The following is a 24,652-nucleotide window of genomic DNA, read 5'->3' on the forward strand; positions in this document are numbered from 1 at the left end:
TCCGGCCCTGGTGAAAGGGTCGCTCATGAACATCGTGGTCTTCGGTGCGGGTGGACGGGCCGGACGGCAGGCGGTCGCCGAGGCAGGCCGGCGCGGCCACCAGGTCACCGCCGTGGTGCGCGACCCCGCGAGTCACGGTGACCTGACCGACGTGCGGGTCGTGGCGGGCGACGTCACGGACGCGGAGAGCGTCGAGCGGGCGGCCGCGGGGCAGGACGCCGCCGTCAGCGCCGCCGCGGACCTGACGGTGCCGCCGCACGACTTCTTCACCGCGTCGGCTCGCGCCCTCGGCACCGGCCTGGCGAAGGCGGGCGTGCGCCGCCTGGTGGTGGTCGGCCTCGCATCGATCATGCCGGGGGCGTCCGGTGCTCCCCTGATGGACGAGCCCGGCTACCCCGACGAGTACCGCTCCTTCTACCTCGGCCACGCGGCGGGCCTGGAGGAGCTCAGGACCTGCGACCTCGACTGGGCGTACGTGGCTCCCGCGGGTGACTTCGACCATGGCGGCGCCCGCACCGGCGGGTACCGGGTCGCCGACCATGGAGACCCGGCCAGCCGGATCACGTACGCGGACTTCGCGATCGCGCTGCTCGACGAGATCGAGACGCCCCGCCACCACCGGACCGCGGTCAGCATCCGGGAGGCGTAGCCCGTCCGCGTTGTCCTGAGACGCGGTCCGTCCGGTCGCCCCGGCGGAAGGTACGGGCGACCGGACGGACCGAGTTCGTGGGTCAGGCCACGTCGAGACCGCGGCGGCGGTCGGCCCACTGGAGGGAGTGGCGGATGGCGTCCTCGACGGTGTACTCGGGCTTCCAGGCGAGCAGGTCCCTGGCCTTGGCCGGGTCGACGTAGGCGCCGACCACGTCGCCGGGGCGGGCGGGGGCGTCCTCGGCCCGGAAGGAGTCGCCGACGACCTCGCGGAAGGCGGCGACGAGCTCGCGGACGGTGACGCCGTCGCCGGTGCCGAGATTGATCACCTCGTAGCGGGCGTGGTCGCCGGCCGGCGGGACGATCGCGTCGAAGCGGGCGGCGGCCGCGTGGAAGGCGCGGGCGATGTCCCAGACGTGGATGTAGTCGCGGATCGCGGTGCCGTCGCGGGTCTCCCAGTCCACCCCGGTGATCTTGAAGGGCACGCCCGTCGCGTAGCACTCGATCATCTTGCCGAGGGCGTGGGTGGGCTTGCTGTTCTGCAGGCCGGTGCGCAGGCGCGGGTCGGCGCCGATCGGGTTGAGGTAGCGCAGCGAGATGACGCGCAGCCCGTAGGCCTCGCAGAAGTCCCGCAGGAGCAGCTCCGCCATCATCTTCGAGCGGGTGTAGGGGTTCTGCGGTTCGAGTTCGGACGTCTCGGTGACCGACAGGTCGGCCTCCGGGCGGTACATCCCCGCGGTGGACGCGAAGATCATCCGATCGCAGCCGTTGCGGACGAGGTGGCCCGCGAGATCGAGGGTCTTGGACAGGTTGACCCGGTAGTAGCGCAGCGGGTCCGTCATCGAGTCGGGCACCACGATCAGCGCGGCGCAGTGCACGGTGAGCGCGATGTCGGGGTGGTCGCGGAAGATCTCGTCGACGAGGTCCCCGTCCCCGATGTCGCCCTGGTAGAAGACCTTGCCGTCGGTGAACTCCCGCCGTCCGGTGATGAGGCTGTCGAGCACCACGGGAGTGGCGCCGCGCTCGGTGAAGGCGGAGGCGATCGTGCTGCCGATGAAGCCGGCTCCCCCTGTGATCAGCACTTTCATGTGGCATCCCTGCAGGCCAGTGCGTCCCCTGAAGTTCCAGCCACAGGATGAGCAGGCGGCGGCGGGCGGTCAATGTCCCGCGTTCGAGGTGACCGGGTCCGGACTCGCGTGAACCGGCCGGGCCCGGGCGCGTCCGCGCACGAGCCTTCCCCCGAGTACTCGTCCTGCGAGGTCGCAAACCGGGCTCCGGCAATCGGACGGCCGAAACGAAGTACAGCGTTTGCAGGATCCGCCGGGCCCGCGCAGCGGTCATCGTCGGTGCATGGAACCGATCCGTGTCCTCATCGTGGACGATCACGCGCTCTTCGCCGAGGCCCTCGCGGCACGGCTGGGACGCGAGCCCGATCTGGTGATCCTCCCGATCGCCGCCGACGTGCGGCGCGCGCTGGCGCTGACCGCCGCCGAGCGCCCGCGGGTCCTCGTCCTCGACATGACGCTGGACACGGAGAACGGGCTGGACGTCCTGGAGCGGGTCCGCAAGCGGTACCCGCACGTCCGGGTCGTCATGCTGACCGCGATGAGCGACGTGGACGCGATGGTGCGGGCGGTCCGGACCGGCGCGGTGGGCTGGGTGGAGAAGACCGAGAGCGCCGACCTCGTCGCCCGGGTGATCCGGTCCGCGGCGCGGCAGGGCGGCTGGATCCCCCCGGACGTGCTCGGCGAGGTGCTGCGCAGGCTGACCGAGGGCGGTGGCGACGGGCTGATCGCCGAGCTGACGCCGCGGGAGCGCGAGGTCCTGCAGTGCATGGTGGACGGCCTCGGCCGCGCGGAGATCGCCGAGCGGCTGGGCCTGTCGGCGAACACCGTCCGCACCCACACGCAGAACCTGCTGGCCAAGCTCGACCTGCACTCCGCCCTGGAGGCGATCACCCTCGCGATGCGCGCCGGCATGCGGCCGACCTCGGACGACTACTGAGCGTGGGGCGCGCTCTGGTGCAAACGGCGTAGAGCGGGGTCGTCATTTGTGTGATTCCTCCGGACAGGCGGCTTCCTACGCTCGGCCATGACGGAGCCGGAGGGGGAACCGTGGAGATCGACGAAGTCGCCGCGCGGGTGGTCCGGAGCTACTGGGCGCTCCTGCTGGTCATGACGCTCCTCCCCCTGGTTCTGGTCGGCCTCGCCATGAGCGGGCGGGAGCCGCCGTACACGGCCGCGACGCGGTTGCAGGCGAGCAGCAGGGCGACCGACGCGGCCCCCGGGGACGCGGGCGTGTCCATCGTGGTCAGCCAGGTGAAGGCGTTCGCGACCAGCGAGAACCTGCTGAGCGGGGTCCTGCGGCAGCAGCACGCCGACCGGTCGACGGTGAAGACGGCGAAGGCGATCGGGGTGACCGGGCTCGGGACGTCCACCGTGGTGGAGCTGTCGGTGAAGGACCGCGACCCGGGCGTGGCGCGGCGGCTGGCCGACGCGCTCGGCGCCGCGGTCGTCAAGGAGATCAACGAGTCGAACCAGGGCGCGATCCGGCAGCAGATGGACGACATCGACAAGCGCGTCCGGACGCTGGAGAAGCGTCTCGGCCCGCTGTCGCGGCGGGCGGGCGCGCAGCCGAACCCCGACATCGGCGCCGCCAACGAGCGCGAGCGGGTGCAGGCGGAGCTCACCGACCTGCGGTCGAACCGGTCGGACCTGCAGACGCAGCTGTCGTCGGCCGGGACGGCGTCGGTGGTGCAGCCGGCGGTCCTGGCACCGCGCACGAACCCGGTCGTGATGACGGCGGCCATCGCGGGGCTGGTCGGGCTGGTCGGCGGCATCCTGATCGCGGTGGTGACGGAGACGGCCCGTCCCACGATCCCGGGGCAGCGGCGGGTCGCGCGGCGGCTCGGGGTTCCGCTGCTCGGCTGGGCCGACCGGGGGCCCGAGCAGCTCGCCGACCTCGGGCGGCGCGTCCGGCTCGCGGTGAAGAAGGAGGGGGTCGGACGGGTCGCGCTGGTCGGTGCGCCCGGCCCGCTGCCGGCCGGCGTGGTGTCGTCGGTCGCGTCCGCCGTCTACGGGGACGGCACGAAGGTCGTCACGGCCCGCCCCGGAGACGACGCCCCGGACGGCGAAGGCGACGGCGAGGGCGGGCCGGCGCCGGCCGGCGGCGGGTCCGGCAAGGGGAAGAGCAGCACGTCGGTGGTCCGCGCCGGCACCGCCGTGATGGCGAAGAAGGCGGTCCCGGCGCTCCGGCTCTGCCAGGTGCACGCGTTCGAGGAGATCGATCCGGGCTCGGACGACGTGGTCGGCGTGGTCGTGGTGGTCGGTCCGGTGACGAGGGCGGCGGGGCTGGAGACCATCCGCGACCTGGTCGCCGCGTCCGGCTGGCCGCTGCTCGGCGTCGTCGGCGCGGCCCGGAAGATCAAGGGGTGACCAGATGAGTACGTCCGTTCCGTTCACGGTTCCGTCGGTGTCCGGTGAGGCGGCCGACGCCGTCGTCAAGGTGCTCGACTCGGGTTGGATCACGACGGGGCCGCAGACGGCCGCGTTCGAGCAGGAGTTCGCCGATCATCTGGGCGCCGCGCACGTCGTCGCGGTCTCCTCGTGCACGGCCGCGCTGGAGCTGTGCCTGCGGGCGCTGGACCTCCCCCCGGGTTCGGCGGTGCTGACGCCGAGCCTGACGTTCTGCGGCGCGATCAACGCGATCCTGCACGCGGGGCACCGGCCCGTGCTGGTCGACATCGACGAGGACACGCTGGTCCCGAGCCCCGAGACGGTCGCGGCGGCGGCCCGCCGCGCCGTTCCCGCGGCGATGGTCGTCCAGAACCAGGGCGGCTACCCGGTGGACGTCGCGGCGCTCGCCGCGGCGGCGGGCCTGGACCGGACGAAGGTCGTCGAGGACGCGGCGCACGGGCCCGGCGCCGGACGCGGCGGCAGGCCGGTCGGGTCGGAGTCGTTCGCGGCCTGCTTCTCCTTCTACGCCACCAAGAACATGCCGATCGGCGAGGGCGGCGCGGTGGCGTCGAGCGACGGGGAGTTCGCCGACCGGGTCCGCGCGATGCGGATGCACGGGATGAGCAAGGACTCGTGGAAGCGGTACCTGCCCGGCGGCAGCTGGCGGTACGACGTGAAGACGGTCGGGCTGAAGGCCAACATGACCGACGTCCAGGCGGCGATCGGGCGGGCGCAGCTCGCGGCGCTGCCGGGCTGGCAGCGGGACCGCGCCGAGATCACGGCCCGCTACGACGCGGAGCTCGGGGGGCTGCCCGGTCTCGTCCTGCCGCAGCGCGACCTGGACGGCGTGCAGCACGCCTGGCACCTCTACCAGGTCCGGGTGCCGGACCGGGACGCGGTCAGCGCCGAACTGGAGGCGGCGGGCGTCGCGACGTCCGTGCACTTCATCCCGGCGAACCAGATGACGGCCTACCGGCGGATCCTCGGCACTGAGGAATGCGCGCGCGTGCCGGTGACCGACCGGATCGGTGAGGAGTTACTGTCGCTGCCGCTGTATCCGGGGCTGACGGCCGACGGCGTCGAACGCGTCGTCGCCGCGCTCTCCGCTGCGCTGCGGAGCCGGAGCGCGTGAGCACCGCACGCAAGCTCAGGGTCGCCACGGTGATCACCCGGTTCAACGGGGGCGCCGGCCAGGTCGCGCTGAACGGTGCGCTGGCGCTGCCGGACGGCGACTACCAGCGCACGATCGTCACCGGTGGCGTCGGAATGGACAGCACGGCCTCCGCCACCGGCGACGGCGTCCTCTACGGGGAGGAGGCCGTCGCCAACGCCGCCGCCGGCGACCTCACCGGGCGGGCGCACGCGGCCGGAATGGAGATCGTCCAGGTGGGGCCGCTGGTACCGCAGGTGTCCCCGCGCGACGACCTCGCCGCGCTGAGGACACTGACCAGCGTCCTGGCGGAGGGGCGGTACGACGTCGTCCACACCCACAGCGCGAAGGGCGGCGTGCTCGGACGGATCGCGGCGGCCCGCGCGGGCGTCCCCCGCATCGTCCACACGTGGCACGGGTTCCCGTTCAACGAGTTCCAGTCGCGGGCCCGGCGGCACCTCTACATCCGCCTCGAACGGATGGCGGCGAAGCGCACCGACGCGTTCCTCGCGATCGGGTCGGAGACGGTGACGACGGCTCTGCGGCTCGGGCTGACCACGCCGGAGCGGGTCCGGCTGTCCTGGCCGGCCGTGGACGTGGACGCCTACGCGGCCGCGCCCGGCTCCCGCGTTCAGGCCCGCCGCCGCCTCGGCCTGCCGCTCGGCGTGCGGGTCGTCGGGTCGGTCGGGCGGCTGACGTTCCAGAAGGGACCGGAGATCTTCGCCAGGGCGATCGCCCGGCTTCCGGACGACGTGTTCGGCCTGTGGGTCGGCGGCGGCCCGATGGCGGGCGAGGTGGAGCGGCTCACCGCGAGGCTCGGCGTCGGCGAGCGGATGCGCTGGCTCGGGCACCGCGGCGACGTCGCCGACGTGCTTCCCGCCTTCGACGTGATGGCGATGGCGAGCCGCTGGGAGGGTCTCCCGTGCGTGCTGGTCGAGGCGATCGGGGCGGGGATCCCGCTGGTCGCGACGGCCGTCCCGTCCAACCAGGACCTCGTGCTCGCCGGGGAGACCGGCGTGCTCGTCCCGCCCGGGGAGCCCGCCGGGCTCGCCGCCGGGATGTCGGCGCTGCTGAACGACCCGTCCGCCGCCGCGCGGATGGCGGAGCGGGCCCGGGCCAGGGTCGGCGAGTGGTTCTCGCCCGGATACCTCGGGACCGTCCTGGACGAGACCTACCGAGGCGACTCGCGCCGGCCATGACCACGGTGATCGAGGCCCCGCCCGCGCCGCCGCCGCTGAGGCGCGGCCCGCGGCCGGCGGCCGCCGTGCTGGTCGCGGGCATCGCCTCGCTGCCGATGCTGATGCCGGGCGGCCTCCCGCCGGGCCCCGGCAACACCGGGCTGCCCGACCTCGCGCTGGTCGGGCTCATCGCGACGACGCTGGTGTGGGCGGGCACCCGCGGGCACCCGGTCCGGTGGCCGTTCCTCGTCCCGACCCTGATGACGATCATCGCGGGCGGGGTCGCCGCCATCGTCAACGAGGCGGGCGCGCTCACCCTGCTCAAGGACATGTTCGTGCTGCTGTGGGCGGTGAGCCTCGCCAACCTCGGCCGCGACCCGGCGCTGCTGAGGGCGGCGCTCCGCGCGTTCGTGTGGATCGGGACGAGCTACGCCGCCGTCATGATCTTCGGATTCGTGCTGGGCATCGAGGCGCTGTCCGGCAAGCAGATCGACGGCGAGCGCGCGATGTTCACGTTCGGCGACGCGAACTACGCGTCCAACTGGTTCATCTGCGTCTTCTTCGTCGCCCGCGCGACCCGGTATCCGGGGGCCGGGGGGAAGAGGTGGGCGGTCTGCGGGATCCTGCTCGCCGCCGAGATCCTCACCGGCTCGAACGGCGGGCTGCTCGCGCTCTGCGTCGCGGTCCTGCTCGGCCACCTGTTCCGGCTGGTCCGCGAGGGCAGGGCGCACCACGCGATCGCCGTCGGCCTGTTCGCCGTGTTCGTCGGCGGGGCCGGCGTCGCGGTCGTCGCCCAGGTCGACGTCCAGCCGTATCTGGACCAGGCCGGCCAGGCGTCGCCGATCCTGCGCGACTCCATCGGGCGGACGACCGGGGAGAGCACGAACTCGCGCGGCACGGTCCTCGCCACCACCCTCCAGATGATCGACGACCAGACGCATCCGTGGGGCATCGGGCCCGGCCAGACCGAGCACCAGATGCTGGTGCGGCAGGAGACCTACGTCCGGGAGGCGCACAACGACTACGTCGCCGCGGTCCTGGAGCGCGGCTTCCTCGGCGGCGTCGCGCTCATCGCGCTGGTCTTCGTCCTGCTGCTGAAGTGCGTGCGGATCGCCCGCCGGGACGCGCTGACCGGCGAGTACGCGCGGCTCGTCCCGCGTCCCGAGCTGTTCGGCGCGCTCGTCGCCGTCTTCCTCGTCTCCGGCCTGTTCTACGAGACGCTCCACTACCGCCACGGCTGGGCGATCTTCGGGCTGATCGCCGCGCTCGACCTCTTCGGACGCCGCGGCGACTCCTCCGTCCGCCGGCGTCTCCGGCCGCGGGCGAGCACGCCCGCCGTCTCATCGGCCATGCCCGGCCCCCCGCCGAACCTGAACGGTGCGGCGGTCGCCGTGCCGCCGCCCCGAACTCCCGAACCGGAGGGCGGCGGGAGAAACGCACGGCGCAGGCTGCTGACGCTGGTCGCGGGGAACGTGGCGGGACGGGTCGGCGCGCTCGCCTCGCTCGGCGTGGCGACGATCCTGGTGGCGCGGATCGGCGGGCCCGAGCTCGTCGGCGCGTTCACGCTCGTCCGGATCCTGCCGGGGCTGCTGTGCCAGCTGTCCAGCGCCGGGCTGCCGGGCGCGGCGCCGTACTTCCTCGCCCGGAACGACTACGACCAGAGCCGGGTACGGCCCACGCTGGCGTGGCTGACCGTGATCGGCGCGACGATCTCCGGTGCGGGCTGGCTGGCGCTCAGCCCGCTGGTCTACCTGGTGTTCTTCAAGTCGTTCGGGCTGTGGGTCGCGGTCGCCGCGGCCGCGCCGTCCTTCACGCAGGGCTTCGTCTCGGTCGGCAAGGGCCTGCTGCAGGGGACCGGCGACCAGCCGGGCGCGAGCCTCGCCATCGCCGTCGAGGAGTTCGTGTTCCTGCCCATCTACCTCGTGCTCCTCACCGGCTGGTACGGGCCCGGCGCGCTGATCAGCGGGCTGGTGCTCGCCGACGTCGCCGCCGCCGCGTGGATCGCCCGGCGGCTCGCGCGGCGCGGGTTCTTCGCCGGGTGGGGGCGCCCCGACCGGCGGCTCGGCCGGTCCATCGCCGGGTACGGGCTCCGCGGCTACCTCGGCCAGCTCATCGACCTGCTGCAACTGCGGTTCGACATGGCGCTGCTCGGCGCGCTCGCCGGGCCGAAGGTGCTCGGCGTGTACACGGTCGCGAGCAAGTTCGCCGAGCTCGTGCAGCTTCCCGGCCTCGCGGTCAACTACATCCTGTATCCGGACTTCGCCAAGGACGACCGGGACACCGCGATGAAACGGACGTCCCGCCTGATCCTGCCCGCGCTCGGCGTGTCGGCCCTGGCCGCGCTGCCGCTCGCCCTCATCGCCGGGACCGCGCTGCCGTGGATCTTCGGCGACGTGTTCGACGACGCGGTCGTGCCGACCTACGTCCGGCTCGCCGGCGTCGTGACCTTCGGGGTCACCGGGCTCGTCATGGCCTGCCTGTACGGGGTCGGGCGGCCGGGCGCCGCGTCCGCGGGGCAGGGCATCGGGCTCGCGGTCGTCGTCGTGCTCGGCGCGGTCCTGATCCCCGCGCACGGCGCGGTCGGCGCCGCGGTCGCCACGTCCATCTCGTTCGTCGCCACGACGGCGGCGCTGCTCGTCCTGTTCCGGCGCGTCGGGAAGGCCGCGCCGCCGCCCCCCGCACCCGAAGACAAGGGGTGATCATGTCCGAGTTCGCGAGCCGTCCCGTCGACACGTCCGACGGCGTCCCCCCGTCCACGGCGCGCCGCGTCCTGGACGTCGCCGGAGCGGCCGCCGGGCTGCTGATCCTCAGCGTCCCGCTGCTGGTCGTCTACCTGCTGGTGCGGCTGTCCAGCCCGGGGCCGGGCGTGTTCCGGCAGACGCGGGTCGGGCAGGGCGGGAGGCCGTTCACCATGTACAAGTTCCGGACGATGCGGCAGGGCGTCGGCGGCCTCGCCGTCACCGCCAACCGCGACCCGCGCCTGACGCGGACCGGGAAGATCCTGCGCCGGTGGTCGCTGGACGAGCTGCCGCAGCTGGTGAACGTCCTGCGCGGCCAGATGACCCTCGTCGGGCCGCGCCCGGAGACCTACGACCTCGCCGTCCACTACGACGGGCGGCACCGCTGGATCTTCGACCACCGGCCCGGCCTGACGGGCGTGTCGGAGGTCCGGTTCCGCGACTTCGACGTGCTCGGCCCCGGCGAGGAGGTCGACCTCGCCGGCTACATCGAGCGGATCGTCCCGGCGCGGGTCGCGGTCGACGCCGTGTACCTGCGGGACCCGTCGATGCGGGCCACGCTCGGCGCGCTCTGGGACACCGTCCGGCACCTCCTCGGCTTCACGGTCCCGCCCCTGCGGGTGGACGCCGCCGGGGCCGTGCACGAGGCCGCCACCGAGGAGGCGCGGGAGCGGCCGGTGCGCGCCGCCGAGGAGCCCGGTTCCGCCGCCTGACCATCGCCTTCGGGGAGTGACGCGGGATGGACGTCCAGGACGCCCGATTCAAGATCGCGGCCGTCGCCACGGCGGTCGTGCTGGCGGCCGGATTCCTTTTCCACCTGCACCGGCGGACGTCGGACCACCGGCCGTACCGGGGGCCGTCCGCCGCGCCGGGGACGCCCGCGACCGAGCCCGGCGAGACCCGCCGGATCGCGCTGAACACCCGGCCGTCGGACTATCCGCGGCTCCGGGCGCTCGGCTATGACCTGGTGGACGTCGAGGCGGACCCGTCGCTCGTCGCCGGGGTCCCCGCCGGGATGCGGGCGCTGCTGTGGGTCGGCAACTTCACCTGCGGCGACTTCGCGCTCGGCTGGGACGAGTTCCAGCGTGCCGTCCAGCGGTTCGGGCGCGACCCGAAGGTGTACGGGTGGTACCTGTCGGACGAGCCCAACACCGGCGACTGCCCGGAGGTCGCCGGTGAGATCCGCCGCCGCGCCCGCTACATCGACAGGAACGCGCCAGGGCAGGTCTCGTTCATCTCGCTGACCGACTGGCCGATGGGACCGCTCGCGCCGCGGCGCGTCGGCGTCGACCTGGTCGGCCTGGACCCCTACCCCTGCAAGGGCTCCCCGGAGGCGCGCGAGCACTGCGACATCGGGGCGATCGACCGGATGGTCCGTATGGCGGACGCCGCCGGCATCCCGCGCGCCAAGGTCGCGCCCGTCCTGCAGACGTTCGGGCAGGGCTGCACCGAGGGCGACAAGCAGTACTGGCTGCCGACGCGGGCCCAGTTCCGCGCGATCCTCGCGCGCTGGGACCGGCTCGCGCCGCGGCCGCCGCTGGAGATCTCCTACTCCTGGGGACACCAGGAGAAGTGGGCCTGCCCCACTCTCGCGGACGCCTCCGGCGGCGCCCACCCCGACCTGCAGAGCCTCATGCGGGCACGCAACACGGCGCGCTGAGAGGCCCTGACCGGCGCGGAGGTCAGTTACCGCCCGGCTGGTCGGCGACGGCCGGATGCCGCGACTTCGACGGAACCTGGAACTCCAGTGACCCGAGCCTCAGGGCCAGGACCTCCATCACACCGACGGCCAGAATCAACGCGACGGCCATCAGGCCGAGCTTCCTGCGGTTCAACCGCGCACCCCTTTGAAACCCCCGAACGAGCAGGTCAAGAACTTAACATGCAGTGATCTTTCTTCTGTTCCGGAACTGCCCGTTTCTCACCCTTTGTAACGCCTTTGTGATCCTGTGCAGCCCCGCGCCGCCTCCCGCGCCGCCCCCTGCGGCGCGGTCAGAGGGCCCGGCTGGTGAGGTTGGCGGCGCGGGCGTTGAGGCACTCGCCGGTGGCGAGGTCGAAGGCGAAGTTGTGGGCCAGGCAGTGGATCCGCCCGTCCCGGACGACCGAGCCGACCGACAGGTCCTCGCCGGCGTGCGGGCAGTACCGCGGGATGTCGTAGCGGGCGCCGGCGTCGGCGACGACGATGCGCTCGCTCTCGTCCCGCCCGGTCTCGTACGCCTCGACGGCTTCCAGCGCCGGCGCGTTCGCGTGCTTGAGCAGTCCGACCAGGTGGTCGTTGTAGACGTCGGGATCGCGGTAGAGGCTGAGCCGGAACGAGATGAGCAGGTCCTCCCACGCCATCCGGCCGGTGAGCACGCCGTCCAGCCAGCGGGCCGCGGTGGTGATCCGGTAGTGCGGGCGGACGCCGGGGGACGCCTGCGCCACCGTGAGGCCGCCGGGAGAGAAGTCGACGTCCCAGGAACCGCCGTGCGGACCGGTGACGTCGAACCGGACGATCATCGAGATCCGCCGGAGGAAGTAGTCGCTGAGCCCGCCGAGGCGCGCGAAGTGGGCGGTGAACCTGTCGAACAGGTCCGGGCCCGGCTCGGGGTGGTCCGCCAGCACGCCGGCGATGGCGCCGGCCCGGTCGGCGGCGTACCGCCTGAGGTAGTCGCCCCGGGCGTCGTCGGCGAAGGAGAACTCCGCCGAGACCGGGTCACGGGTGATCTCCCCTGTGTCCAGGTCGACGGCGTCGCCCGGCTTGAAGCACTCCCAGCGCTGCCCCGGCAGATGCTCGCGCAGCCAGCCGGTGGCGACCTCCGGGTCGCAGAACGCGCCGTCCGCCTGGTCGAGCACCCGGTTGAGGTGCTCGACCTCGGCGTCCAGGAAGCACGGCGGCCCGGCGAACGGGGCCGCCAGCAGCGGCTCGGTCTGCCGGACGAGCCGCTGCGCCGCGCGCAGCTTGGAGACGCGCTTGGCCGCCGAGACCTCGGCCATCTCGGCGGCGGAGTACTCGTAGCAGATCGGGTGCCAGGACGCCCCGGACGTCTGGAGCGCCATCAGGTCGAGCCGGCCTCCCGCCATGTGCTTGGCCCGGCGGGCCTGCGCGGCGGTGAGCCTGGCGTCGTTGCAGTGCAGGATCGCGCGACCGTCCGCCACGATCAGAAAGGCGGCGTCATGGCACATGGGCGACAGTTCTGGAATGACGGTGATCCAGGAGCCGCGATTGTCGAGCGTGAATTTCTCCCACGGCCGTATTTCGATGACCTGACGCCCGCCCGCGGCGGCCGTGATGCGTTCCCGGAAGGCGGGTCCGGGATAACACGGAATGAGGATCCGGGTCCGCGCGGGAAGGCGCTCGATGACCCACGGGTCGAAATGGTCGAGATGCTCGTGCGAGACCGCCACCCAGTCCGCGTCGAGCAACGGAGCGAGATCCAGATGATCGTTTCTCGGGTACTGGTGCCAGGCGCCGAGAAAGGCCCCGGTCGGAGCCAGCCACGGGTCCGCGAGCAGATGGAACGCGGCCGCGTCCACCGACACCCCCGCATGTCCGATAAATGTGACAGTCGGCATGTCCAGACTGTCGCCCTTCGGGCCCCGCCGGCACACCCGCCGGAGTGCGTAAAGCGGCTACGCCGTCAGCATGAAAGCACTATATGCACGGTGTTGATACGTCGGCCGAGACGCCCGGAAACAGATCGAGTTCACACTCCCCCGGGCAATGACCGCTTCCGGACAAAAGGTACATATTACGGACGATCTACTGGACATCCGCGGGGCCGCCGGGCGATCGTCGACTGGGTGCTGGAATAGCGGGCGGTGGTCGTCATGGGCAACGGGCGGGCTCGATCTTCCCGAGCGGACACTGCCCCGGGCGCGCGGGCGCTCGCGGGCACGGGCGGCCGCGAGGGCGTGCGCCACGAGCACCATGACCGGACGGGACCCCCCGACCGCGGCGGGCGGCAGCTGTGGCGCAGGCGGCTGCGGCACGACATCCGCCACGAACTCGGCACGATCATCATGCTGGCCTCGGCCGTCGCCGTCGCGGACGACCTCGGCGACACCAGCCGGGCCCGCATCGACCAGCTGCTCGGCGAGACCCGGTGGCTCGACCACCTGCTCCGCCGGCTCGACGAGGACGACGACCGCCCGGCGCCCGCCCCGGAGCGGATCCGGGTGGACGACCTCACCGCCGAGGTCGTCACCGGGATGCGGCTCGTCACCCCGCACGAGATACGCCTCACCGCCGGCGAGGCGTGGGCGCACATGGACCCGGTGTCGTTATGGCGCGCGGTCCGCAACGTCCTCGAGAACGCGTGCCGCGTCGCGGAGGGACGCGTGGACGTGCACGTCGAGGCCGCGCGGGGCCGGCTCGTCATCCAGGTCGACGACGACGGCCCGGGGTTCGGCGCGGGCCTGGGGACACCGGCGGGGCGAGGACCGGCCCGGCCCGGGCTGGCGTCGTTGGGGCTCGGCATCGTGCACGACCTCATCTCCGGGTACGGCGGCGGCCTGGAGATCCGCACCAGCGAGATGGGCGGCGCGCGCGTCCGCATGCTGCTGCCCGCGGCGCCGCCCCCGGAGGACCGCGCGGCGGGCGCCCTCGCCGACGCCTGCTCCGACGACTGGCGGCCCCACCCATGAGGATGGTGATCTGCGACGACCACGCGGTCTTCGCCGAGTCGCTGTCCCTGGTGCTGAGCAACGCCGGGCACAGCGTCGTGGAGGTGACCTACTCCCCCGCCGAGGCGCTGCCCGTGCTCCGGGCCAGGCAGCCCGACCTGTGCCTCATCGACCTGCACTTCCCGTCCGGCACCGCGCTCGACTGGATGCCGCGGCTGCGCGGCTCGTCCCCGCGGACGAGGTTCGTCGTGCTGACCGGATTCCTGGAGCGGCCCGTGCTGGAGGCGGGCCTCGCGGCCGGGGTCCGCGGGTTCGCGCACAAGGGGCAGCAGACCGGCGAGATCCTCGCCGTGCTGCGCCGTGTCGCGGACGACGAGATCGTCGTCGACCAGGAGATCCGCCGCGGTGACGGCCGGGGACGCGACCAGTCGCGCAGGTTCGCCCGGTTCCTCACGCCCCGGGAACGCGAGGTGCTGACCCGGCTGGCGCGCGGCGAGTCCACGCAGACCCTCGCCCGGGCGATGGGGGTGACGCGCAGCACGGCGCGCAGCCACGTCCAGAGCGTCCTCAGCAAGCTGGGGGTGCACTCCCAGCGGGAGGCGGTGATCGAGGCCGCCCGGCACGGTCTGGTCAGCGTGGAGACCGGAGAGTGGATCGCGGGCTAGCCGCCGCGTGTTTCGGCGGGATTCCGGGCGGGGACGGCCGGACCTGGCCCTTCAACGGGCGACCGTGACGCGTTAGCGTCTGCCTGGGGAGAGGAGGTACCCATGCCTCGACGGCGAGGCACGCCGCCCGTCTCCGACGCGGGGGTCCTCGACTGCCCGGACGCCTACGTGCGCGGGGTCCCCTACGACAGGCTCGAACGGCTCCGGACGCGGACGCCGGTGGTGTGGCTGGACGGGCGCACGGCGGGACGGCCGGGCGCCTGGGCCGTGCTGCGCCACCGCGACGTCCGGCATGCCCTCGCGCACCCGGAGACGTTCTCCCCGCAGGTGGACGGCGTCGTGCACGGCCCGCTGAGCGGGGAGGAGCCGTCGGGCGAGAACGAGCTGATCGACATGGACCCTCCCGTGGAGGCGATGCTCGCGCGGATCCCGCCGCGGGAGAGAGTCGACTTCGTCCGGGAGGTCGCCCGCGACCTCCCGGAGACGCTGCGCAACACCCTCGCCGGCGGCCTGCACGCCCTGCTGCGCCACCCCGCCGAGTACGTCCGGCTCCGCGACGGGCGGCGGGACGACCGGCTCCTCGACAGCGCGGTCGAGGAGATGCTGCGCTGGTGGACGCCCGTCCTGCACGTCCGGCGCACCGTGCAGCGCGGCACGGTCGTCGGCGACGTGCCGCTGCTCGCGGGCGAGGAGGTCATGCTGTGGCTGGTGTCCGCGAACCACGATGACGAGGTGTTCCCCGAGCCGGGGCGCTTCGTCCCCGACCGGTTCCTGCGGGACGCCCCGCCCCATCTGTGCTTCGGGTTCGGGCACCGGGCCTGCCTGGGCGCGCGGCTCGCGCGGGTGCATCTGCGCGCCCTGCTCGCCGCGCTGCTCGAACGGCCCGGCCTGCCGCGGCCGGCGGGCGAGCCGGTGATGCTGCGGTCGAGCGCCCGGCACGGCTTCGCGCATCTGCCCCTCCGCTGGGACCGCTGAACTTTTTCCGCCCCTCGGTCGTAGTAGGTGCGTGGGACTCACGAGCGCGGGGACGCTGAGCCTGCTCTTCCTGCTGGCCTTCGGTTGCATGGCCGCGACCGTGCGGGCCTGGCCGCGTGCCGCGGCCCCCGGCGCCCGGGCCGTGGGGGCCCGCGCGCTGATGCTCGCGGGCTGCCAGTTATCCGTCCTGCTCACGCTGGTCGCGGCCCTGAACGCGCACTACCTGTTCTACGGGTCGTGGACGGACCTGCTGAGCGCCGCCGGCGGAGGCGCCCAGGAGCACCGGCCGAACGGGGGGAACGCGGCCGCCGCGACGAGGGTCGTGCGGACGGTGCAGGCGGGCCTCGACCCCGGACCGCGCGCCGAGCACGTCCCGGCGAAGGACGGCCAGGTCGAGCGCCTCGACATCCGCGGCGTCAGGACGGGACTGGCGTCGCAGGCGTACGTGTACCTGCCGCCGCAGTACTTCCAGCGCGCCTACGCCGCCCGCCGCTTCCCGGTCGTGGTCCTGCTGGCCGGGTACCCGGCGGCGGACCGGCTCGTGTGGATCCGCCAGGGGCACGTCCCCGAGGACGCCGCGCGGGCGCAGGCGCGGGGCCTGATCCGGCCGATGATCTACGTGATGATGCGGCCGACCGTCGTGCGGGGCTGGGACACCGAGTGCGCCGACGTGCCCGGCGGTCCGCAGGTCGAGACGTTCTTCGCGCAGGACGTCCCCGAGGCGGTCGCCGAGACCTACCGCGTGCCGCGGGACCGGAGCGGCTGGGCGCTCGCCGGGTACTCCACCGGCGGGTTCTGCGCCGCGAAGCTGGCGATGCGGCACTCCGACCGGTTCTCCGCCGCCGTCAGCATGGCCGGGCACTTCGACGCGCTGATGGACCCGACGACCCGCGACCTGTACGGCGGGAGCAGGGCCGTGCGGCAGAGCGACGACCTCGTCTGGCGGCTGCGGCGCCTTCCCGCGCCGCCGGTGTCGATCCTGGTGGCGTCGGCGGACACCGGGGAGAAGACGTTCCCGTCGGCGCAGCGGTTCATGCGGGCCGCGCGCCCTCCGCTGGTCGTGGACAAGGTGCTGCTGCGCAGCGGCGGCCACAACTTCAAGACGTTCCGCAAGTACATCCCGCCGTCCATCAGGTGGCTGAGCGCACGGCTGCGGGGAGGGTGACATGGAACCGGTGAGCGCGGCCCTCATCGGGCCCGTGTGCCTGCTGGCGCTGGGCTGCGCGGTGGCGGCCGTCGTCCTGTGGCGGCGGCTCGCGGGGACGGGCGTGCGGGCCGTGCTGGCGCGCTCCGGGCTCCTGCTGGCCACGCAGGCCGCGCTCACCGCGTCGATCCTGCTGCTGGCCAACCGGTACTTCGTGTTCTACGCGACGTGGAACGACCTGCTCGGCAACGATCCCGCGCGCCTCCGGGTCGAGCACGTCCAGCCGCAGCGCGCGGCGGGACGCCTCGTGGAGCGCACCGTGACCGGCCTCGGCCCGAAGCGGGCGGGGCACACGGCCGACCCCGCGAAGGACGGGCGGGTCGACCGCCTGACCGTCCACGGCGCGCGGAGCGGCCTGGACGCCGAGGCCTACGTCTACCTCCCGCCGCAGTACTTCCAACGGGCCGGGCGGCTGCCCGTGGTGGTCCTCATGGGGGACGGCGCGCCCGCGGACCGGCTGCGGGACGCCGGCCTGCTCCGGGCCGCCGGGAGGACGCGGCCGATGGTGTACGCGATGGTGCGGCTCCGCGGCGCCGCCGACTGCGTGGACGTGCCGGGGCGTCACGCCACGCTCGGCGAGACCTACCTCTCGCAGGACCTTCCGGAGGCCCTGGCCTCGCAGTACCGGGTGACGGAGGCCCGCGAGGGGTGGGGTCTGGCGGGGACGGGCGACGGCGGATGGTGCGCGGCGCGGCTCGCCATGGTGCGCTCCGACCGGTTCGCCGCCGCCGCGAACGTCGGCGGCCGGTTCGGCGCGCCGGCGGGCGACCTCTACGGCGGGAGCGAGCGCTACCGGCTCGGCGACGACCTGCTGTGGCGGCTCCAGAACGTCCCGCCGCCCCCGGTGTCGATCCTGGTCGGGGCGGCGAGGGGCGACGAGCAGGCCCGGCGGTTCGCCGCGCTGGCGCGGCCGCCGATGCGCGTCGAGACGTTTCCGGGCGAAGGTCCCTCCGCGCTTCCGTCCGTCCTGACGTGGCTGGGGGCGCGGCTCCGGATACCTCCCGCGGAGTAGGGGCGCTGACTCCTCAGGGCCGACGTGGCCCGGCACACCCATGACTTAACGTGCAGGAATGAGCACTTCGCCGCCGCGCTGGCCGCGGCCCGCCGCGTGGCCGGTGTGGGTCGTCCCGCTGCTGGTCGCGTTCCTCCAGGTGGGCGGGTCGCTGGGCGCGCAGGGCGAGCGGCCGCCGGGAGGGCGGACCGGCGGACCGCCGTGGGAGCACGGGAGCGCGTCCATCGGGCACACCGACCTGGACGCGCTCGGCTTCGCGCTGCTCCTCGCCGGACCGGTCCTGCTGCTGTTCCGGCGCCGGCACCCGGTGTTCACGGTGTGCTCCACCGCGGCGGTGACCGCCCTGTACTTCCTGCGCGCCTACACCTACGGCCCGGCGCCGCTGGCCCTGGCCGTCGCGATGATGGCGGCCGTCACCGCCGGGCACCGGCTGCTGGTCTGGGCGGGGACGGGCGTCGGCCTCGCCGCGTTCTTCTCCCTCACCGCGCTGATCGGCGTCCCGGCCGCCGAGCGCGGTCAGGGCGGCCCGTTCCCGGTCGAGGAGCCGACGCTCGGCGGGTCGGGCTTCGTGGTCGGCTGGGCGCTGGTGGTGCTCGTCACGGCCGAGCTGATCCGGATGAGCCGGCAGCGCGCCGCCGAGACCGCCCGCACGCGCGCCGAGGAGGAGCGCCGCCAGGCCAGCGAGGAGCGGCTGCTGATGGCCCGCGAGCTGCACGACGTGCTCGCGCACAACATCTCCATGATCAACGTGCAGGCGGGCGTGGCGCTGCACCTGATGGACGAGAACCCCGAGCAGGCCCGGACGGCGCTCGCCGCCATCAAGGACGCCAGCAAGGAGGCGCTCACCGAGATGCGCGGGGTGATCGGCGCGCTGCGGGCGCAGGGCGAGACCGCGCCCCGCGCCCCGACCGCCGGGCTGGAGGGGCTGGACGACCTGCTGGCCCGCGCGCGGTCCGCGGGGCTGGACGTCGAGGCCGAGGTCACCGGGGAGCGGCGGCCGCTGCCCGCAGGCGCCGACCTGGCCGCGTTCCGCATCGTCCAGGAGTCGCTGACGAACGTGACCCGCCATGCCGGTCCCGGACCGGTGACGGCGCGGGTCCGCATCGCCTACGGTGAGCACGAGGTCGTGGTGGAGGTCGAGGACGACGGCCGGGGCGTGTCCCTGCTGGACGACCGGCCGGGCGGCAGCGGGATCCGCGGCATGCGCGAGCGGGCCGCCGCGCTCGGCGGCGCGTTCGAGGCCGGTCCGCGACCCGGCGGCGGCTTCGGCGTGCGGGCGCGGCTGCCGCTGGACGCCGGCCCGGCCGGGCCCGAGGAGGGTGCGCGATGATCAAGGTGCTGCTGGCCGACGACCAGGTGCTGGTGCGGGCCGGGTTCCGGGCGCTGCTGGACGCGCAGCCCGACATCGAGGTCGCCGGGGAGGCGGGCGACGGCGAGGAGGCGGTGGCGCTGGCCCGCCGGCTGCGTCCCGACGTCATCCTGATGGACATCCGCATGCCCGGCCTGGACGGCCTGGAGGCGACCCGGCGGATCGCCTCCGACGAGCGGCTGGACGGCGTGCACATCGTGATCCTCACCACGTTCGAGCTGGACGAGTACGTGTTCGAGGCGCTGCGCGGCGGGGCGAGCGGGTTCCTGGTCAAGGACACCGAGCCGGTGGAGCTGATCCACGCCGTCCGGGCCGTCGCGGACGGGGACGCGCTGCTGTCGCCCGGCGTGACCCGGCGGCTGATCTCGGAGTTCGCCGCGCGGGCCAAGGAGCCGGCGCCCTCGCCGCGGCTGAACGCGCTCACCGAGCGTGAGCGGGAGGTGATGGCGCTGGTCGGCGAGGGACTGTCGAACGAGGAGATCGCGGCCCGGCTCGTGGTGAGCCCCGCGACGGCCAAAACGCACGTCAGCCGTACGATGGTGAAGCTCGGGGCGCGGGACCGGGCGCAGCTCGTGGTGTTCGCCTACGAGTCGGGGCTGGTCAAACCGGGCTGGCTGCCCTAGAAATTTTACTCTGCGGGGATTCGCTGTCCTCCCCCGCAGGACCATGACAGGGTGGACGGCGCAGGCCGTCACCGACGTGAGGGAGTCCGGTGCCGCACGACGCGAGGATTCTGGCCGTCGACGACCGCGAGGAGAACCTCACCGCCCTCGCGGCCGTGCTCGACGCGCTGCCGGTGGAGGTCGTGTCGGTCACCTCCGGCCAGGCCGCCCTGAAGGAGCTGCTGAACGATGACTTCGCGCTGATCCTGCTCGATGTCGTGATGCCGGAGATGGACGGGTTCGAGACGGCCGAGCACATCAAGGCCCGGCCGCGCACCCGGGACGTCCCGATCATCTTCCTCACCGCGGGCGGCGGCGCCGGGGAGCAGGCGTTCCGCGGCTACGCGGCGGGCGCGGTCGACTACCTCACCAAGCCGTTCGACCCGTGGCTGCTGCGCGCGAAGGTCTCGGTGTTCGTCGAGCTGCACCGCCGCAACCAGCAGCTCCAGCAGCAGGCGCTGCTGCTGCGCCAGACGCTGGAGGAGGGCGAGGGCGGGGCCTCCCCGGCAGGGTGCGACCGGCTCCTCGCGGCCCTGGACCAGCGGGTCGCCCGCATCGAGGCGGACGTCGCCCGGCTGCGGTCCGGCGAGCCCGCCGACGAGCTGGAAGCTCACGTCGCCGACCTGCGGACGGCGCTCGACACGCTGGCCGCGGGCGGCTGAGCGCCCCTCTCGATCCTTCTCGATCCCCTGCGAGGGCGGGGTTCCCGCGCACGTCAGCGGCTACTTACCGTAGCCGTCCTCGTCCTCACTCCCCTCCAGGGCGGCCGGCGTCTCCAGAACATGATCTTGCAGGTCAGAGAACTGGAATCTTTTACCTTTGATGATGCTTGTCCGGTTTGTCGCAAGTAAGTACTTGGGGGTAACTTGCACTCTGCGTCACACCAGTGACCCGTGTCACCGCGGTCCCCCCACGGACCACGACCCCCCGGAGGCCCCCATGTCCCCCTCGTCCGACGCCGCGCCCGGCCGCGTCCGCTGGAAGCGGTTCGCCGCGATCGCCGCCCCCGCGGCGGTCGGCGCGGGCGCCCTGGTCTTCATGACCGCGCAGGGCGCGATCGCCTCCTCCTTCGCCGTCTCCGGCGGCAGCTTCAAGGTCAGCGCCGACTCGCTGAGCGGGCAGGGCTTCGTCCAGTACGGCGGGGTCGACGCGGGCAAGGACGGCGCCAAGCACCCCGTGCAGGTCTCCGCCATCAGGTCCGCGCAGATCCGCGACATGTGCCAGTCGGTGAAGGTCGGCCCGTTCACGCTGCGGCTCACCGCCGGCACCGGCGCCAAGCCCGTCGAGGCGAGCGACCTCGTCCTGGACGTGGAGCAGCTCAACGCCGACGCCACGTTCTCCGACATCGAGATCGGCCGGGACGCGAGCACGCTGGACAAGGGCCCGGACGGGGCGCGGGGCCCGGCGGGCATGTTCGGGCAGCAGGCGTCCTCGATCGAGCTCCGCGACGTCAAGCAGGTCGCGTGGGCGACCACCGCCGGGACCTTCAAGCTGAACGACCTCAGCATGAAGCTCGGCGCCGAGTGCTTCTGAGGCCATGACCCTTCCCACCGGACCCGCTCGTCCCGCCCCGCCCGCTCCCCGCGCGCCGCACGGATTCCGCCGCTGGCGGCGGACACGCCCCTTCTGGGGAGGCGTGTTCGCCGTCCTCGGCGGCGTCGAGCTGGTCGCGATCCCGCTGGCCCCGATGCCGCTCATCGTCCACCAGGGCATGGCCGGGGTGGCGAGCTGGCTCATCGGCGCGCTGCTCGTCACCGCGGGCGCGCTGATGTGGTTCCAGCCCGCCCAGCGCAGCTTCTACGGCATCCTCGCGGTGCTGCTGTCCCTGGCGTCGTTCCTCACGTCCAACTTCGGCGGGTTCCTCGTCGGGATGCTGCTGGGCCTGCTCGGCGGCGCCCTCGGCTTCGCCTGGACGCCCGCGCCGGACGGGCCCCGGCCCGCCACGACGCCGCGGGACGGCCGTCACGGCGCGCACGCGGCGCCGCGCGGCGGGCGGCTGACCGCCCTCGCGCTCCCGGCCGTCCTGGGGATCCACCTGCTCGCCCCGTCCCCGTCGCCGTCCTCCCCGGTTGCGGCGGCCTCGGCCACGCCCTCCCCCTCGGCGGCGCCATCCGCGAGCCAGACCGCGTCTCCGAGCCGGACGCCGTCCACGCAGCCCACCACCAGCGCGACACCCGCCCCGACCGCCACGCCTTCGCCCAGCGCGACGCCATCGCCCACCGCGACGCCCGCACCGGCCAAGGACGCGGGCACCGGGCCGCGCCTCTACACCGACGCCGGGACGCTGCGCGCCGACTCGCTGACGATGTCGGGGCTCAGCTACGACGGCGTCGCGTCCCTCCCCTCGGCGGGCGGGACCGTGAAGGCGCTGAAGTTCAGCATGTCCAAGGCCGTCCTGAAGAACGTCGACCAGACGGCCTCGCACGGCGGCGCCACCGCGCGGACCCGGACCGGCAGCCTGACGCTGACCGGCGATGTCGTCATGTACACGACGAAGATGTCGTCCAAGCTGCTGGGCGTCCCGGTGAGCTTCACCCCGGCGGCGCCTCCGCCGCTGACGCCGCCCTACATGGTGATGACCGACGTGGTCTCCGAGCAGCCCGCCGTCACCGCCGGCGGAGCGCAGATCAGCGGCCTCGCCACCGGCTGACCGGGCGCCTCGCCCAGCGCGCCGGCGCCCAGCTTGCCGCGCAGGATGAACGCGCCCAGCAGCACGGCCGCCACCACGAGGACGACCGCGACCGTGACGACCACCACCGTCTTGCGGCGCTCCCCGCCACTTCCGGCACGGTCGTGGACGGGCGGCGGAGGCGGCTGCTGCCAGTTCGCGTACTGCTGCGGCTGCTCCCACGGCGGAGGCGTCTGCGGCGGAAGGCTCGGATGCGGCTGGATGACCGACGGTTGCCGCACCGGCGGGTGCTGCACGGACGGGTGCTGGGACGGGGGCGGCGGCACCCAGTCCGACTCCAGCGGCGTCCGCGGAGCCGGCTCCGGAGGTGGGGGAGGGGGCGGCGGCGGGTGCGAGGCGCCGCGGTCCTGGAACCGGCCCGGGTCGCGGCGGGTCACCGGCTCGGGTTCGCCGAGGTCGTGGCGCACCGGCTCGCGGCGAACGGCGTCTCCCACGTCCCGGCGCGTGACCGGGTCGAGGTCCTCGGGGTCGAGGACGGTCTCCGAGGCGCGGTCGGGCAGGTAGCGGGCGGACGGCTCGTCCGTCATCGTCTCGTTCACCCGCGAGGGCAGCGGCGGCACCGGCGGGGACGGCTGCTGGACGGCCACGACCTGGGTGAGCAGGGGCAGCGCCTGCTCCGCCGTCATCCGGCCGAACGGCTCGCGCGCGAGCAGCCCCTCCAGCACCCGGCCGAGCGGCCCCGCGTTCCGCGCGGGCGGCACGGGCTCGGTCAGCGCGGCCTGCAGCGACGACATCGCGTCGGACCGCTCGTACGGGGAGCGGCCCTCCACGGCCGCGTACAGGGTAGCGCCGAGCGCCCACAGGTCGGAGGCGGGGACCGCGCGCTCGCCCTGCACCCGCTCCGGCGCGATGTAGGCGGGCGACCCCATGACCAGGCCCGTCTGGGTGAGGGTCGAGTCGCCCTCCATCTGCGCGATGCCGAAGTCGGTCAGCACGGCCCGTCCCGTGTCGGTGACCAGCACGTTGCTGGGCTTGACGTCGCGGTGCAGGATGCCCTTCTGATGGGCGTGCTGGAGCGCGCCGAGCATCTGCAGCCCGATGTCGGCGACCCGGCGGTGCTCCATCGGGCCGCGCTCGATGATGTCCTGCAGCGACGGGGCGAGGACCAGCTCCATCACGATCCAGGGCCGGTCCGCCTCCTCGACGACGTCGTGGACGGTCACCACCCCGGAGTGGTTCAGCCGCGCCGACGCGCGGGCCTCGCGGAACGTCCGCTCGTAGAGGACGGCGCGCTCGGACTCGCTCAGCCCGGGCGGGAGCACGACCTCCTTCACCGCGACCTCGCGGTCCAGCATGGTGTCGAAGGCGCGCCACACGGTGCCCATGCCGCCGCGGCCGACCACCGAGTCGAGCCGGTAGCGGTTACCGAGCAGACGTGCCTGTGCCATCTCTAGAAGGTCCCCCCACTGGTCATCCCACCCCGGAGGGCTGGAACGTGTCGAGGACATTGTTCACGAGTGTCTCGTTCTCGTTCCACTGGGAGGTGGGTACCGCCACCACGATGGCGAACGGCCGGCCGTCCACCATCACGCCGCGGTCCTTCGCGCGCGTGCCGCCCGAGCGGGACCAGCTGAACTCGATGTCGGCCGCCGGACGCCCGGCGACGGTCGTGCGGGTGATCTCTCCGATCCGCTGGAAGCCCTGGAGCTTGCCGTCGGCGATGGCCTCCCGCTCCCAGGTGACCCAGTGCTCGTAGGGGTCGCCGGACCACACCGTCCGGTCGACCTGCACGTAGGCGCTGGACGCGGGGTCGGTCCAGACGACGCTGTTGCCCTGCACCGAACGCCGCCACCCGCGCGGGACCGCGATCGTGAAGCCGCGCTCGCGCGCGGGGACGAGCCCCGCGGGAATCGGCCGCCTGCTCGCACTCGGCGAGGGCGCCGGGTCGTCCGAGGCCACGGTCGGCGTGCTCCCCGTGGCCGGCGTCTCCTGCCCGGCGGCCTGCGGCGGCTGCGACCGTTCCGGTCCGCCGTCCGAGGAGTTCTTCGGCCAGAAGGCGAACCCGGCGATCGCCAGGACCGCCGCCGCCACGACGACGCCGGCGAGGACCGGCACGACCGGGGACTTCCCGCGCGCCGGGGCGGCGGGCGCTCCCTGCGTCCACTGCGTGGACGTTCCGTGCGGAAAGTGCTCCGTCGATTCGGGCGGGACGGGCACCGGAATGGACGGCTGCGCGAGCGCCTGCGACGGTGCCGCCTGCGACGGTGCCGCCTGCGACGGTGCCGCCTGCGACCCGCCGGACGGGAGCGTCGCGGTCCAGGTGGCGCCGGCGGCCGCGGCCGCCGCCTCGTTCGCGGCGATC

Annotated in this window: 23 protein-coding genes; 18 read left to right on the plus strand and 5 right to left on the minus strand. The window is 73.8% G+C overall.

Going from position 1 to position 24,652, the window contains the following annotated elements:
- The first annotated feature begins 25 nt into the window (after window positions 1-25).
- Window positions 26-649 carry an NAD(P)-dependent oxidoreductase gene (locus ABWI04_RS23025; RefSeq protein ID WP_353833735.1) on the plus strand — a complete coding sequence of 208 codons (624 nt, stop codon included), beginning with the start codon at window positions 26-28 and terminating at the stop codon, window positions 647-649.
- Window positions 650-731: 82 nt separating this feature from the next.
- Here ABWI04_RS23025 and galE read toward each other — a convergent pair whose 3' ends face one another.
- Complete coding sequence (gene galE, locus ABWI04_RS23030) at window positions 732-1,736, minus strand: UDP-glucose 4-epimerase GalE (protein WP_353833736.1); 1,005 nt, start codon at window positions 1,734-1,736, stop codon at window positions 732-734.
- Between the two features lie 262 nt (window positions 1,737-1,998).
- Between galE and ABWI04_RS23035 the strand changes: the two genes are divergently transcribed.
- From ABWI04_RS23035 to ABWI04_RS23065, 7 genes are all read left to right on the plus strand, one after another.
- Complete coding sequence (locus ABWI04_RS23035) at window positions 1,999-2,652, plus strand: response regulator (protein WP_179846292.1); 654 nt, start codon at window positions 1,999-2,001, stop codon at window positions 2,650-2,652.
- 110 nt (window positions 2,653-2,762) lie between these two features.
- A complete protein-coding gene (locus ABWI04_RS23040; protein ID WP_353833737.1) occupies window positions 2,763-4,082 on the plus strand; it encodes a hypothetical protein in 1,320 nt (439 codons plus the stop codon).
- A gap of 4 nt (window positions 4,083-4,086) precedes the next feature.
- Window positions 4,087-5,235, plus strand: a complete 1,149-nt coding sequence (locus tag ABWI04_RS23045) for a DegT/DnrJ/EryC1/StrS family aminotransferase (RefSeq protein WP_353833738.1) — start codon at window positions 4,087-4,089, stop codon at window positions 5,233-5,235.
- Entirely contained in the window at window positions 5,232-6,452 is a 1,221-nt protein-coding gene (locus tag ABWI04_RS23050) for a glycosyltransferase (protein ID WP_353833739.1), read from the plus strand. Before ABWI04_RS23045 ends, ABWI04_RS23050 begins: the two co-directional genes overlap by 4 nt.
- Entirely contained in the window at window positions 6,449-9,130 is a 2,682-nt protein-coding gene (locus tag ABWI04_RS23055) for an O-antigen ligase family protein (RefSeq protein WP_353833740.1), read from the plus strand. The genes ABWI04_RS23050 and ABWI04_RS23055 overlap by 4 nt, the downstream gene beginning before the upstream one ends.
- A gap of 2 nt (window positions 9,131-9,132) precedes the next feature.
- Complete coding sequence (locus tag ABWI04_RS23060; protein ID WP_353833741.1) at window positions 9,133-9,882, plus strand: sugar transferase; 750 nt, start codon at window positions 9,133-9,135, stop codon at window positions 9,880-9,882.
- Window positions 9,883-9,908: 26 nt separating this feature from the next.
- Window positions 9,909-10,829: a hypothetical protein gene (locus ABWI04_RS23065; RefSeq protein ID WP_353833742.1), complete on the plus strand. Its 921-nt coding sequence runs from the start codon at window positions 9,909-9,911 to the stop codon at window positions 10,827-10,829.
- Window positions 10,830-10,851: 22 nt separating this feature from the next.
- On the opposite strand, the gene ABWI04_RS23070 is transcribed toward ABWI04_RS23065, so the two are convergent.
- Together ABWI04_RS23070 and ABWI04_RS23075 are read right to left on the minus strand one after the other, a co-directional pair.
- Window positions 10,852-11,004 carry a hypothetical protein gene (locus ABWI04_RS23070; RefSeq protein WP_345181624.1) on the minus strand — a complete coding sequence of 51 codons (153 nt, stop codon included), beginning with the start codon at window positions 11,002-11,004 and terminating at the stop codon, window positions 10,852-10,854.
- Between the two features lie 157 nt (window positions 11,005-11,161).
- Window positions 11,162-12,724 carry a Rieske 2Fe-2S domain-containing protein gene (locus ABWI04_RS23075; protein WP_353833743.1) on the minus strand — a complete coding sequence of 521 codons (1,563 nt, stop codon included), beginning with the start codon at window positions 12,722-12,724 and terminating at the stop codon, window positions 11,162-11,164.
- 255 nt (window positions 12,725-12,979) lie between these two features.
- On the opposite strand from ABWI04_RS23075, the gene ABWI04_RS23080 reads away from it, so the two are divergent.
- The 10 genes from ABWI04_RS23080 to ABWI04_RS23125 all read left to right on the plus strand — a co-directional run bounded on the left by ABWI04_RS23080 (window position 12,980) and on the right by ABWI04_RS23125 (window position 22,311).
- Window positions 12,980-13,795: a sensor histidine kinase gene (locus ABWI04_RS23080; RefSeq protein WP_353833744.1), complete on the plus strand. Its 816-nt coding sequence runs from the start codon at window positions 12,980-12,982 to the stop codon at window positions 13,793-13,795.
- Entirely contained in the window at window positions 13,792-14,439 is a 648-nt protein-coding gene (locus tag ABWI04_RS23085; RefSeq protein WP_353833745.1) for a response regulator transcription factor, read from the plus strand. The genes ABWI04_RS23080 and ABWI04_RS23085 overlap by 4 nt, the downstream gene beginning before the upstream one ends.
- 102 nt (window positions 14,440-14,541) lie before the next feature.
- A complete protein-coding gene (locus tag ABWI04_RS23090) occupies window positions 14,542-15,414 on the plus strand; it encodes a cytochrome P450 (protein WP_353833746.1) in 873 nt (290 codons plus the stop codon).
- A gap of 31 nt (window positions 15,415-15,445) precedes the next feature.
- On the plus strand, window positions 15,446-16,579 hold the full coding sequence (locus ABWI04_RS23095) for an alpha/beta hydrolase (protein WP_345181634.1): 1,134 nt from the start codon (window positions 15,446-15,448) through the stop codon (window positions 16,577-16,579).
- 1 nt (window position 16,580) lies between these two features.
- Window positions 16,581-17,630 (plus strand): alpha/beta hydrolase, encoded by a 1,050-nt coding sequence (locus ABWI04_RS23100; protein ID WP_353833747.1) that lies wholly within the window; start codon window positions 16,581-16,583, stop codon window positions 17,628-17,630.
- A 58-nt stretch (window positions 17,631-17,688) separates the two neighbouring features.
- On the plus strand, window positions 17,689-18,960 hold the full coding sequence (locus tag ABWI04_RS23105) for a sensor histidine kinase (protein ID WP_345181638.1): 1,272 nt from the start codon (window positions 17,689-17,691) through the stop codon (window positions 18,958-18,960).
- Entirely contained in the window at window positions 18,957-19,622 is a 666-nt protein-coding gene (locus ABWI04_RS23110; RefSeq protein ID WP_185027840.1) for a response regulator, read from the plus strand. Before ABWI04_RS23105 ends, ABWI04_RS23110 begins: the two co-directional genes overlap by 4 nt.
- An 89-nt stretch (window positions 19,623-19,711) precedes the next feature.
- A complete protein-coding gene (locus ABWI04_RS23115; RefSeq protein WP_345181641.1) occupies window positions 19,712-20,323 on the plus strand; it encodes a response regulator in 612 nt (203 codons plus the stop codon).
- 277 nt (window positions 20,324-20,600) lie between these two features.
- The gene (locus ABWI04_RS23120; RefSeq protein WP_345181643.1) at window positions 20,601-21,194 is read left to right on the plus strand and encodes a DUF6230 family protein; all 594 of its coding nucleotides are present in this window, start codon (window positions 20,601-20,603) and stop codon (window positions 21,192-21,194) included.
- 4 nt (window positions 21,195-21,198) lie between these two features.
- The gene (locus ABWI04_RS23125) at window positions 21,199-22,311 is read left to right on the plus strand and encodes a DUF6114 domain-containing protein (protein ID WP_353833748.1); all 1,113 of its coding nucleotides are present in this window, start codon (window positions 21,199-21,201) and stop codon (window positions 22,309-22,311) included.
- On the opposite strand, the gene ABWI04_RS23130 is transcribed toward ABWI04_RS23125, so the two are convergent.
- On the minus strand, window positions 22,227-23,738 hold the full coding sequence (locus ABWI04_RS23130; protein WP_353833749.1) for a serine/threonine-protein kinase: 1,512 nt from the start codon (window positions 23,736-23,738) through the stop codon (window positions 22,227-22,229). The genes ABWI04_RS23125 and ABWI04_RS23130 overlap by 85 nt on opposite strands.
- A 22-nt stretch (window positions 23,739-23,760) precedes the next feature.
- Window positions 23,761-24,652 (minus strand): serine/threonine kinase C-terminal domain-containing protein (locus ABWI04_RS23135; RefSeq protein ID WP_502913151.1); only part of this gene is annotated, 892 nt, incomplete at its 5' end.

This window comes from Actinomadura sp. NPDC000929, assembly GCF_040492065.1.
Taxonomy (GTDB): Bacteria; Actinomycetota; Actinomycetes; order Streptosporangiales; family Streptosporangiaceae; genus Spirillospora; species Spirillospora verrucosospora.

Coding starts and splice junctions, on each gene's coding strand:
- galE (WP_353833736.1), bottom strand. CDS start 1,736: ATGAAAGTGCTGATCACAGGGGGAGCCGGCTTCATCGGCAGCACGATC.
- ABWI04_RS23080 (WP_353833744.1), top strand. CDS start 12,980: ATGGGCAACGGGCGGGCTCGATCTTCCCGAGCGGACACTGCCCCGGGC.
- ABWI04_RS23075 (WP_353833743.1), bottom strand. CDS start 12,724: ATGCCGACTGTCACATTTATCGGACATGCGGGGGTGTCGGTGGACGCG.
- ABWI04_RS23090 (WP_353833746.1), top strand. CDS start 14,542: ATGCCTCGACGGCGAGGCACGCCGCCCGTCTCCGACGCGGGGGTCCTC.
- ABWI04_RS23100 (WP_353833747.1), top strand. CDS start 16,581: ATGGAACCGGTGAGCGCGGCCCTCATCGGGCCCGTGTGCCTGCTGGCG.
- ABWI04_RS23085 (WP_353833745.1), top strand. CDS start 13,792: ATGAGGATGGTGATCTGCGACGACCACGCGGTCTTCGCCGAGTCGCTG.
- ABWI04_RS23045 (WP_353833738.1), top strand. CDS start 4,087: ATGAGTACGTCCGTTCCGTTCACGGTTCCGTCGGTGTCCGGTGAGGCG.
- ABWI04_RS23060 (WP_353833741.1), top strand. CDS start 9,133: ATGTCCGAGTTCGCGAGCCGTCCCGTCGACACGTCCGACGGCGTCCCC.
- ABWI04_RS23065 (WP_353833742.1), top strand. CDS start 9,909: ATGGACGTCCAGGACGCCCGATTCAAGATCGCGGCCGTCGCCACGGCG.
- ABWI04_RS23105 (WP_345181638.1), top strand. CDS start 17,689: ATGAGCACTTCGCCGCCGCGCTGGCCGCGGCCCGCCGCGTGGCCGGTG.
- ABWI04_RS23035 (WP_179846292.1), top strand. CDS start 1,999: ATGGAACCGATCCGTGTCCTCATCGTGGACGATCACGCGCTCTTCGCC.
- ABWI04_RS23110 (WP_185027840.1), top strand. CDS start 18,957: ATGATCAAGGTGCTGCTGGCCGACGACCAGGTGCTGGTGCGGGCCGGG.
- ABWI04_RS23120 (WP_345181643.1), top strand. CDS start 20,601: ATGTCCCCCTCGTCCGACGCCGCGCCCGGCCGCGTCCGCTGGAAGCGG.
- ABWI04_RS23025 (WP_353833735.1), top strand. CDS start 26: ATGAACATCGTGGTCTTCGGTGCGGGTGGACGGGCCGGACGGCAGGCG.
- ABWI04_RS23055 (WP_353833740.1), top strand. CDS start 6,449: ATGACCACGGTGATCGAGGCCCCGCCCGCGCCGCCGCCGCTGAGGCGC.
- ABWI04_RS23125 (WP_353833748.1), top strand. CDS start 21,199: ATGACCCTTCCCACCGGACCCGCTCGTCCCGCCCCGCCCGCTCCCCGC.
- ABWI04_RS23130 (WP_353833749.1), bottom strand. CDS start 23,738: ATGGCACAGGCACGTCTGCTCGGTAACCGCTACCGGCTCGACTCGGTG.